The organism is Gilliamella sp. Occ4-3, assembly GCF_001690675.1.
Lineage (GTDB): Bacteria > Pseudomonadota > Gammaproteobacteria > Enterobacterales > Orbaceae > Gilliamella > Gilliamella bombi.
In genome coordinates this window covers 1-7,978 of the sequence record NZ_LZHR01000081.1, presented here as the reverse complement: position 1 = coordinate 7,978, position 7,978 = coordinate 1, and the positions used below count along the sequence as shown (strand labels likewise).

The 7,978-nt window shown below is 34.4% G+C and carries 14 protein-coding genes and 1 pseudogene; 6 read left to right on the top strand and 9 right to left on the bottom strand.

The annotated features are described in order from the left end of the window. The coding region (locus A9G44_RS09070) for an IS3 family transposase (RefSeq protein WP_065610576.1) at nucleotides 1–759 on the top strand (759 nt) is incomplete at its 5' end. A 183-nt stretch (nucleotides 760–942) separates the two neighbouring features. On the opposite strand, the gene A9G44_RS13550 is transcribed toward A9G44_RS09070, so the two are convergent. The 8 genes from A9G44_RS13550 to A9G44_RS09035 all read right to left on the bottom strand — a co-directional run bounded on the left by A9G44_RS13550 (nucleotide 943) and on the right by A9G44_RS09035 (nucleotide 4,363). Then, entirely contained in the window at nucleotides 943–1,101 is a 159-nt protein-coding gene (locus A9G44_RS13550) for a hypothetical protein (RefSeq protein ID WP_179854833.1), read from the bottom strand. Further along, complete coding sequence (locus tag A9G44_RS09065; protein WP_065583501.1) at nucleotides 1,101–1,553, bottom strand: recombination protein NinB; 453 nt, start codon at nucleotides 1,551–1,553, stop codon at nucleotides 1,101–1,103. The genes A9G44_RS13550 and A9G44_RS09065 overlap by 1 nt, the downstream gene beginning before the upstream one ends. A 66-nt stretch (nucleotides 1,554–1,619) precedes the next feature. After that, entirely contained in the window at nucleotides 1,620–1,868 is a 249-nt protein-coding gene (locus tag A9G44_RS09060) for a DUF3310 domain-containing protein (RefSeq protein WP_065610574.1), read from the bottom strand. A 7-nt stretch (nucleotides 1,869–1,875) separates the two neighbouring features. Further along, nucleotides 1,876–2,121 carry a hypothetical protein gene (locus A9G44_RS09055; RefSeq protein WP_065610572.1) on the bottom strand — a complete coding sequence of 82 codons (246 nt, stop codon included), beginning with the start codon at nucleotides 2,119–2,121 and terminating at the stop codon, nucleotides 1,876–1,878. Nucleotides 2,122–2,131: 10 nt separating this feature from the next. After that, nucleotides 2,132–2,554, bottom strand: coding sequence for a hypothetical protein (locus A9G44_RS09050; protein ID WP_065610570.1), 423 nt, complete (start codon nucleotides 2,552–2,554; stop codon nucleotides 2,132–2,134). Nucleotides 2,555–2,722: 168 nt separating this feature from the next. Further along, nucleotides 2,723–3,379, bottom strand: coding sequence for a hypothetical protein (locus A9G44_RS09045; RefSeq protein ID WP_065610568.1), 657 nt, complete (start codon nucleotides 3,377–3,379; stop codon nucleotides 2,723–2,725). Nucleotides 3,380–3,381: 2 nt separating this feature from the next. After that, on the bottom strand, nucleotides 3,382–4,137 hold the full coding sequence (locus A9G44_RS09040; protein ID WP_065610566.1) for a hypothetical protein: 756 nt from the start codon (nucleotides 4,135–4,137) through the stop codon (nucleotides 3,382–3,384). Beyond that, entirely contained in the window at nucleotides 4,124–4,363 is a 240-nt protein-coding gene (locus tag A9G44_RS09035; protein ID WP_065610564.1) for a helix-turn-helix domain-containing protein, read from the bottom strand. Before A9G44_RS09035 ends, A9G44_RS09040 begins: the two co-directional genes overlap by 14 nt. Nucleotides 4,364–4,490: 127 nt before the next feature. On the opposite strand from A9G44_RS09035, the gene A9G44_RS09030 reads away from it, so the two are divergent. From A9G44_RS09030 to A9G44_RS09015, 4 genes are all read left to right on the top strand, one after another. Further along, nucleotides 4,491–5,189, top strand: a complete 699-nt coding sequence (locus tag A9G44_RS09030; RefSeq protein ID WP_065610562.1) for an XRE family transcriptional regulator — start codon at nucleotides 4,491–4,493, stop codon at nucleotides 5,187–5,189. An 85-nt stretch (nucleotides 5,190–5,274) separates the two neighbouring features. Continuing rightward, nucleotides 5,275–6,399, top strand: a complete 1,125-nt coding sequence (locus A9G44_RS09025) for an ATP-binding protein (protein ID WP_143426358.1) — start codon at nucleotides 5,275–5,277, stop codon at nucleotides 6,397–6,399. Further along, the gene (locus A9G44_RS09020; protein ID WP_065610560.1) at nucleotides 6,396–6,749 is read left to right on the top strand and encodes an STAS-like domain-containing protein; all 354 of its coding nucleotides are present in this window, start codon (nucleotides 6,396–6,398) and stop codon (nucleotides 6,747–6,749) included. The genes A9G44_RS09025 and A9G44_RS09020 overlap by 4 nt, the downstream gene beginning before the upstream one ends. Continuing rightward, nucleotides 6,742–7,278 carry a hypothetical protein gene (locus A9G44_RS09015; RefSeq protein ID WP_065610558.1) on the top strand — a complete coding sequence of 179 codons (537 nt, stop codon included), beginning with the start codon at nucleotides 6,742–6,744 and terminating at the stop codon, nucleotides 7,276–7,278. Before A9G44_RS09020 ends, A9G44_RS09015 begins: the two co-directional genes overlap by 8 nt. Here the strand turns inward: A9G44_RS09015 and A9G44_RS13130 are convergent. Then, nucleotides 7,213–7,790: pseudogene (locus A9G44_RS13130) on the bottom strand (IS3 family transposase); the annotation flags it as partial. The gene A9G44_RS09015 and the pseudogene A9G44_RS13130 sit on opposite strands and share 66 nt — an antisense overlap. Before the next feature lie 73 nt (nucleotides 7,791–7,863). On the opposite strand from A9G44_RS13130, the gene A9G44_RS09010 reads away from it, so the two are divergent. After that, the coding region (locus A9G44_RS09010) for a transposase (protein WP_141675080.1) at nucleotides 7,864–7,978 on the top strand (115 nt) is incomplete at its 3' end.

Genomic DNA, 7,978 nt, shown 5'->3' with positions numbered 1-7,978 from the left:
ATGAGTTGTGCCATTGTTGGCTTAAGCCGTTGTGCTTACTATTATCAACCTAAGTTACAGGATGATTCGGTGATTGTTTCGGTATTGAATGCTATCACAGACCGGCATTTACGCTGGGGCTTTCCTAAATGCTTTAATCGTATCAGAAAGCTCGGCTATCAATGGAACCATAAGCGTGTTTATCGGGTGTATTGTGAATTAAAGCTTAATCTCAGAGTAAAACGAAAAAAACGCATTCCTCCACGATGCCCGGAAAAGCTATTGGTGCCTAATAAACAAGGTGAATGTTGGTCAATGGATTTTATGAGTGATAGTAGCCGTAATCAACGTCGCTTTAGGACATTCAATGTTATCGATGACTTTAATCGTGAGGCGCTAGGGATTGATATTGCAGTAAGTTTACCAGCAGGAAGGATTACCCGTTACTTAGATAAACTGGCTGAATATCATGGATATCCATTAAAAATACGGGTCGATAATGGGCCAGAATTTACAGGAAAAACCTTTATAAACTGGGCTAAATCACATAATATAACCATTGATTATATCCAGCCTGGTAGCCCTTATCAAAATGGCTATATTGAACGATTTAATCGTACCTATCGTACTGAAGTACTCGATTTATATCTTTTTAACAACTTAGCACAAGCAAGGAAAATAACCGAAGAATGGCTAACGATTTATAACACCGAAAGACCGCATGAGGCATTAAATAACATGACACAGATTGAGTATAAAACACTAAAACAAGCAGCTTAATTTTCTACGTGAGTTGTGTACTAAGTTTGGGGCATTTACAACTTCGCTTTATTCTTGTAAAACTTACCGCAAGAGCCTTTTACTTCTCCGTTAACGCCAACCAATGGTCTATTACAGACAAATAAATCCAAGTCAACGTTGTACAAACAAGCTCCATTGCATTCTGGGCATTTAAAATCAGTTTTAATTAATTTGTGCTTCCTTGACATTGCTATCCACCTTGTTTAAATTATGCTGATTAATGTATTCTCTGCGTTGCTCTCTAACTATTGCTATTGCTCGCTCTAATTCTTGCTCTTTATCATCGTATCGTTTCAGTTGTTCTTTGTGTTCGTTGTTCATCATGCCACCTTTGATAATTGGTCTTTGTACCAATCAAATATTAATAAATCTGACTTAGACTGCTCGCTCCAATTGACGCCCTTCTCAGCTCCAAATGCATATGCTAACTCCAATAAATCACTCAATTCTTTTTTACTCATTCTTCTTGTTGATTGCCCCAAAACAATAAAACCTGTCCCATCCAAATTGGGGACCGTTTTTTGTCCTTTTAGTGTTGCTGTAAAAACGTGTTTCCATTCTTCTGGAGTTAGCGTTAATCCGTGCCAATTAACTTGTTTCGATATATCCGTTAATGTTGCCCACATGCGGGCGTTTTGCTCTAAAGTTCTAGTCATCTCTTGAATACAAACTACTAATGGATTTTTACTATCAACAGGTAATGAGCGAATAAAATTAATTAAATTGTTTTTTACTGTTTCGCTAACTAATTTAAATATTTTCTTATTTGCCATTACTTAGTTGCCCTCCAAATCACGAATCCCCAAAAAATAAACGCAGCTATTGCTACAATCGCTACATCACTCATCGTCTACTCCTCCGTCAACGCACAAACGCTTTTTATTTTCAAAAATATTCTCGTACTCATTAGCCTTTGCAATATCCTGCTCTAACGCATCTTTTTTGCCTGCCCTGATTCGATATTTCAGAATGTTACCAAGGCAAAAACCGCTAAATTGCTCAACTGTCATACAACGTGCGATAATATCGATAGATTCAACACCGCTGATGATTTGATAGTGTTTTGGATTTTTTACGTTGTTATTCATTTATTAATTACCTATGATTATTTTCGTACCATTCTTTTGTTGTAACTATGATGCGATGATTAGCTGTTTCATAAAAAATTACCCCGTTTTCATTAACCCTGTTTTTTATTGAGTCAAGAAATTTTCCAGCTTGTATCAACTCATTGTTTGAAAAGAATGAATTGATAATGTTAATGCCAGCTATTGAAACATTGACAGCTAACGCAATAACAACTAACCAAGAAACTAGCCAGTTCATAAGTTTTCTAACCATTGTCAAATCCTCACGCACTCAAATTATCGACAAATGAAGCTGTTGTAATTGCATCCAACTGGTTCTTAAGCTCCGCAATTTCTCTTTGAAGAACAATCACTTTTTCGCTATCAACTTCATGTTTTAATTTGTTATAGTATTTTTTAATATAATTTTTTGTTACTTGGTTGTAGTCACCTATCTCTTTCCCTAGTACATGTTTTTTATCAGTGATACAGTTGATAATGCTTCTTTTAATTTTTGGGTTGTGCACAAGGCTTTCTACAGCACCTAAGAATTCAATTTCTAAACCATTTTTTTTGATAACCGAAAAAGCGCACACCAATTCTTGATAATATTGTTCTCTATCAAAAATAAGCTCTGATAACTCCATATTTAAACCAGTGTTTTTGTCGAATACTTTTGCTTCCACTACTTTTTTAACTCTTGCCATTTTTGTATCAACTCCCTCAATTTTGTCTTATCTTCTTCTGAATAATTTTTTACTCGTTCTGCTAACTGCTGTTTAATCTTTGCCGTATTTGCTCCCCTGTTCTTTATATCTCTCACATAGTCATACGCTATTTTGTCGAGCATGTGATTAAGACCGAGTGGGCAGTGGTTAACTCTCCGCAACACAAGCTCTACCTGTTTTTAACATCTGCTTAATGCTAACAATATGCATCATGCTTTTACTTGATGCTCCCTGCTCAGTTTTGCATTCCAACATTGCAAACGTATTCTCTGGTTTTGGTAGATAATGATTAGCTCGCTCTTGTGTTAATAGCCCAGTAAAAACAGCGTGGTTTATAGCATCAGCACGCTTTGCTTTATCGCTACCAGGCGAAACAAACACTTCAACGGCACGTCCGTACATCATCGATTCGTCAACCATTCGCTCATATGCATCAATAAACGTTCGTCTTGCTCCAATTTTGTCGCCATTTCGGTAGACAATCTTAGCTTGTGCCCACGCTTTTGCTATTTCATTAGTCCAAACAACGGTATTGGTTTCATCGCTAGCAAGTATTGCAATCGACCATGCTTCATCTGGTGATAAATGATTACTTGAACCGCCTATTAGCTTGATTAAATCCGCAGGTTTCGGCATAAACTGGCTTTTACGCACCCAAGCATTAGCGGCAGCCTTTAACGATTGAATCGGATATTGCCCAAGTGTTGACCAGTAAATATTAACCTTGACTGTGCTTGCTTGCTGTCCGTAAACCTCAAGTAATCCACCAATAACCGCTAAAAATTCATCTGTAATCTTTGCCATGGTTAAGCCCTCATACTCTCTAAAACTGCCCTGTTACGCTCGGCAAGGGTCATGAATTTAGATGGTGGTTTATTTGATTTTTTATAACCGTTAGCATTGCGTAACCAGTTGTTAAAAGCCGCATTCCAATCAATATATTTTTTGCCATTCGCCAAGCAGTAATCCCTGAATTTAACAAACTCATTATCCAAATTGATGTTTTCATTCATCGCTATATCTCGATGATGATCGTTCGGTTTAAATTCATCAGGAAACTGACAAGGTCGCTTTGGCTGTTGCGATTTATTCGCAATAATATTTGTAGTATTCTCTGTAGTAGTCTTTGTAGTATTCTCTTGATATAACGAACTTGATTTTGTAGTCGTCTCGACATCTACATTGTAGAGATCGGGGTAACTACTTTTCATTTGTCGTGATGATTGAGTTATAGAGTTGGCGAAATCGCTTAAAACTTGATTAACTTTTTCATTATCAATCTTGTAAAAAGTCTTATGCTCTAACCTCTTTTCTGTAACAATTAACACGCCTTTTTCTTTTAGTTTTTTGATAGCCGTTCTTTGTTCGTTATGAGATAAACCAGTTTCATCTTCAAGCTCATCACGTGTTTTATACACACCTAAATCAGACGTAGCCTTGTCTTGCCAATAAAATAATTGTGAGAATAAAACAGCAGGACTCACACCACCCAGTGGCTTAGCTAGCTTAGGATAATAGGCATTCGGACGCCCTATTAGTTTTAATATTTCAACTGCGTTCATTGCTTACCCTCTTTCTTGGGAAAAGTTCTGGTAAATCAGGTCTAATATCGCAAGCTGCAACTTCCCCATTGGTTGCTTTTACTATCAAATGAACATGTTCAGGACTAACATCAGACAATCCGTGCAACCATTTCCACACTGATGTTTGAGTTTTTCCACATGCATCAGCTAATTTTTTCTGGCTTCCCGCAATGAAAATGGCTTTCTCAATTGCTTTATTTTTCATACGAACCTCTTTTAACAACTTATGTTGTAGATATTATATTTTGTTTTTGTTTGTGTCAACAACTTAAGATGTTTTACTTTATACAACTTTGGTTGTATTTTATTTAAATAAAAAAGGAGTTTAAAAAATGACATTAGCAGATCGATTAACCGCAATAATGAAAGAAAAAAAGATTTCTCAGGCAAAGCTAGGAGAGGCTATTGGGATGTCTCAAACCACTATATGGAAATTAATGACAGGTAAAACAAAATCAAATAGAAATCTGTTGAAGATCGCTGATTATTTAGGTGTTTCGGTGGAATGGTTAGCTAAGGGAGAAGGCGCTCAGCTTAAACAGCAAAAAGATGGAACGCCGATGAGCGAATTATCAACAAGAGAGGTGGATGAATGGGATGATAGAACTCCGCTGAATGAAGATGAAGTTGAAGTACCATATTTTAAATCAATCGAACTTGCAGCAGGACACGGCTGTTCAAACACGGAAGATCACAACGGCTATAAACTCAGATTTAGCAAATCTTTCTTTAGAAGAAAAAACGCACAAAAAGAGTTCGTTATTTGTTTCCCTGCTAAAGGAAATAGCATGGAACCCGTTATTCCAAATGGTGCAACGGTCGCTGTAAACACACTACAAAAAGATATTCATGACGGCGATGTTTATGCAATATGTCAAGATGGATTGTGTCGGTTAAAAAGATTGTATTTATTACCAGCAGGAAAAATTAGAATTGTTTCATACAACTCAGAGGAATATCCAGATGAAGTTGATGATGCAAAAAACATACAAATAATTGGACGGGTATTTCATTGTTCATTTGAAATGTGATCGAAGTTATTAAGAAAACATAGCTAACTGCTTTGGCTGTTTTGTGAAAAAGGGAAATAATACTTATACGGTACAGGATATAAAATTGAAAAAATTAAAACATGAAGAATGTATTCTTGCTAAAAAAAGAGAAGATAAACTAAATAGAAGGAAGCGTATTAAATTAGGGAAAGTAAGCAGAAAAAAACAAAAGAAGAATAAACAAACTTTTAATAATAACTATATCAGTTTTCCTGAAAAATTTTGTATATATTACGATCAAAGCTATAGACATAAAGGGAAAGAATATTATGATCAAAAAAAATTTATAAAAACCATGGGTGTTATAGAAAAAATAAAAAAATTTGTCCCAAAAGACTTGAATGATACATTAAAATTAAATTTCTCTTTATGTGAAAGAATTAGCGCAGCGGCATTATTGCTTTTATACAATGCCATAGAATCTTTTACAAAAGAATATAACAGAAAGGTTATCATCTACAGGCTTCCACGAGATACACATGCATCTCATTTACTCAAAAGATCTGGTTTTATAAAAATATGTAATTTACAGGAAAATGTTGCAGATTTTTCTTTAGATAAGGTACCTATAATAACAGGAATTGGCGGAGAGTACAGGGATAAAATTGTAGATTTCATACAAAATAAAATTTATGGAAACAACATGAGCAGTGAAACAGAATGGAGTTTTGGAGATGCCATTCAAGAAACATTCGCTAATGTTACAAGACATGCTTATCCAAACGAAGAAAATGAGGAGGATAAAAGGTGGTGGTTAATTTGCGATCTCTATGGGGATGATCTTAATCTTGCAATTTATGATAGTGGAATAGGAATACCAAATACTGTGGTAGAGAATAAATGGTTTAATAAAATCTTAAAAGTGTCAGCGCCTAAACTTAAAATTCAAAAATCTATTTTAAATGAAATTATAAATTCAACAAACATTAATAAAGTTTCTTTGAATAAATTGACAGAATGGCATAAAATATTTATAGCAATGCAGCCAGACGCATCATCAACCAAAGAATTAAAGCATGGGCAAGGTAGTAAAAGCATAAAGGCTTTAGTTGAGAAAAATAATGGCAAACTTACTGTTTACAGCAACAAAGGATTATATTTTACAAAAGATGGTAGTTCAAATGGAAGAGATTTAGAACACTCTATCTTTGGTACATTAATTCAGTGGAATATTAAGGTAGCAAAATGAGCATAAATAGTTCTAAGATTATATCTGTTGTAAAAGACTTTAGCACATCCCCTTATGGGCGAGATGATACCGATGATAAAGAAAATAATGGCAAACTTTTCAGGGAAAATTATTTAGTCCCAGCTCTAAAACAATATGATAACGTGATTGTTGATCTAAACGGATATAATAGGTATGGGCGCTCATTTTTAGATGAGGCTTTTGCTGGTTTAATTCGAGATGAAGGTTTTTCTTATGACGAGTTAAAGACAAAATTGAAAATAAAGCATGATACAAATCATATATTTTTAAAAATTATTGATGAAAGAATGATTTCATCACAAAAATTCAAGGAAACTAAAAATGGATAGTGAAACAATAATTGCCATTATTATATCTATCATTAGTTTAGGATTGTCTTGTTTTTTCTATCATCGAGGAATAAGAAATGAAGAAATTCATCGTTTAAAAGATTCGTTGTTCAATCGTGTAGAAATTTTTTTTGATAAATTATTGAGTTTGGACTTTAATGTTGAATTAGATATAAGTGAAATTGAACAACAAATATCAAATGATTTATCTATCATTAAATTAATTGATCAGCAACTTAACAAAAGATGCAAACTATTTCTTTTACCAGAAACTTATCAGCAAAACATGCATTGTATTGCTGATAAGTTGTCATCTAATGATGCTAAAGATATCAGAAAAAAAATAAATGAAGAAAAATATACTGTTCTAGAGAAAATTGAAGAACTCTATACGGAATGGTTTTTAACCAAACCTTTATCTTTCAATTTTGTAAATACTCAATATATGATCCTCGCCAAAATATTAGACAGTGCCCACCTCTATCATTTTTTCGTTTTGGTAATATTGTTGTTCATATTGTTCAGGTGATACCCAGCCATTGGCTGAATGACGGCGTATCCGATTATAATAGATTTCAATATATTCAAATAGTGCTTTATTAGCCTGCTTCCTCGTTTTGTAGTAACAGTCATGAATAATGTGTGTTTTGAGTGTATGAAAAAACTTTCAACAACCGCATTATCAAAGCAGTTTCCTCTTCGACTCATGCTTTGCCTTAGCCCATATTGTAACAATAATTGCTTGAAATCAGCACTGCAATATTGGCTTCTTTGGTCACTATGAATGAGTACATTTTTAGGAAGGTGACGCCGAAATAAGGCTTGTTTTAATGTATTACACACTAAATGGCGGTCTATGTAGCGACTGGTTTGCCTTGCAATCACTCTTCGTCCATATAAATCGATAATCACCGACAAATATAACCAACCTTCATCCGTTTTAATATAAGTAATATCGGTTACCCATGTTTTATTAGGCTTATCAGGATTAAATTGCCTATCTAACGTGTTGGGTACAATATTGCGATGAGCCGTGTCTGTGTAACTATCCCCTAAAATAGTACAGCAAAAAAGTAGAAAATTATCTATGATAAAAGTAAAAGGGGATTTAATTATGAAAAAAATGACTGAACATCAAATCGTCGCTATTTTAAAAGAAGCTGAAGCAGGTATTCCTGTCAAGGAACTCTGCCGTAAATATGGCATGGGTAATTCAACTTTTTATAAAT